The organism is Plectonema radiosum NIES-515, assembly GCF_025753815.1.
In the GTDB taxonomy this organism is placed as follows: Bacteria; Cyanobacteriota; Cyanobacteriia; order Cyanobacteriales; family Nostocaceae; genus Hassallia; species Hassallia radiosum_A.
Genome location: NZ_JAOWRF010000209.1, coordinates 1 through 1570 on the forward strand (window position 1 = coordinate 1; position 1570 = coordinate 1570).

Annotated in this window: 2 protein-coding genes; both read right to left on the reverse strand. The window is 35.5% G+C overall.

Translation table 11 applies throughout. The annotated features are described in order from the left end of the window. Positions 1 to 148 precede the first annotated feature (148 nt). Entirely contained in the window at positions 149 to 616 is a 468-nt protein-coding gene (locus OGM63_RS13915; RefSeq protein ID WP_263746175.1) for an IS200/IS605 family accessory protein TnpB-related protein, read from the reverse strand. Between the two features lie 23 nt (positions 617 to 639). Beyond that, positions 640 to 1299 carry an RNA-guided endonuclease InsQ/TnpB family protein gene (locus OGM63_RS13920; RefSeq protein ID WP_263746176.1) on the reverse strand — a complete coding sequence of 220 codons (660 nt, stop codon included), beginning with the start codon at positions 1297 to 1299 and terminating at the stop codon, positions 640 to 642. Between the last annotated feature and the right edge of the window lie 271 nt (positions 1300 to 1570).

Consider the following 1570-nt stretch of genomic DNA (forward strand, 5'->3'; position numbering starts at 1 on the left):
TTGACACTCCCCGGCGTGAACGCACGGGGATTCTTAAGACCAGATTAACGATCTTAACGGCGATATCAAAGCGCCTCTACTGATTCCACCAAGATTTAATCCCAGCTTTATCGCTACTTTTCTAGCTATGTTTGCCGCGCCATTAGCGTCAGCATTTATTTTTATACCACTGGCTGAACAAAACAAACCGCGTTTTATTCTTAGACCGCTTGATTTCCACCATAAGTGGTTTTTCACCGAACTTAGGCAAAATATCGTTATCTAAAAATGATGCTTTAGAGGTATATGATTCCTCTGTTTCAACAAATTTAATATTGTATTGTTCACATAGTTGAGCAATCCTATTTTTTAGTCGTGCTGTGGGAATCTGGACAAACTTTTGATTTGTTTTACTTCCTAAATTAATTGAATCTTTTTGTCCTTGATTCCATCCAAAAACTATAGTACCTATTTTGTTTTCAAGACAATGATTAACAACAATTCGAGCTGCTTTATTTACGGCGTCTCGCATTTGTCGGTTACGTTTTTCAGTTATTGATGCGAGTTGTTTAGACCAAAAACCTTGAGGCTGGTTTTCTTTTAAAGCTGAAACACGCTTGTTGTACCACTGATTCATCGATTTTAATTTACGTCCATCAATTAAAAAAGATGTACCAACGTTACTAACACAGGGCAACGCCAATTGTTTAATCCGTGGTCCATCGATAAAACATTGTCAACGTTTATTATTGGTTTAAAATCAGGTATTTTGTACACTAATTCCAAATAAAAATCATTGTTTCTTGGCAGTATGCGATATTCCTTGATATCTTTGTGAGTTAGATTAGTAGGCATTGAAATATAGAAAGCATCTAACCCAAACCAAACTTTTACTTTACTACCTAACGGAAATCTTAATTTTCCATCTTTTAGCTTAATAGCTTGTCCGGGAAATGTTACTAGATTTAATCCACCTTTTCTATATCCCGGAAGTTTAGGTTTCTGAGTCACCGTGGCTTTATTAATGCCTTTCAGCAATCCAATATATGATTTAAATGACTCAGCAACTGTAGTTAAGCATTGTTGGGCAGCCTGAGAATACATTGCGCCAAAATGAACATTGTTTCCTAACTCACGATGCAAATCAAACTTACTTGGAATCTTGCCAGTTTTGAAAAATAATTGCCTAACGTAATATGTTCCACAATTAGCAAGTTTTGTAGACTCACTACACAAAAATTCTAGAATAGCTTTTAACTCTGAATCTGGGTTAATTTTAATTTGCTGACATCCATACATTTGTTTTGCCTCCTTTCGCATATGATAACATAAAGCAAATACACTGTATGTGCTTTATGAAAACAGAAACATTAACATTACGATTGTCTAAACGTAGGAAGAATAAGCTTTATTTATATGCCGTTGAAAACGATAAAACCGTCACTAGCTTGATAGAAGATTGGATAGATAATTTGAAATTAAAAGATAATGCAGGATAAATCCTGCAACCAGCTTTCATCCCTTGTCTAAAGCACGCATGTGGTACTATGGCGTACCACATGCTCAAGGGCTTTCAGCATCTTTCTTGTAA

Excerpts from the sequence above, each read along its gene's own strand:
- OGM63_RS13915 (WP_263746175.1), bottom strand. The coding sequence starts at position 616 with ATGAATCAGTGGTACAACAAGCGTGTTTCAGCTTTAAAAGAAAACCAG.
- OGM63_RS13920 (WP_263746176.1), bottom strand. The coding sequence starts at position 1,299 with ATGCGAAAGGAGGCAAAACAAATGTATGGATGTCAGCAAATTAAAATT.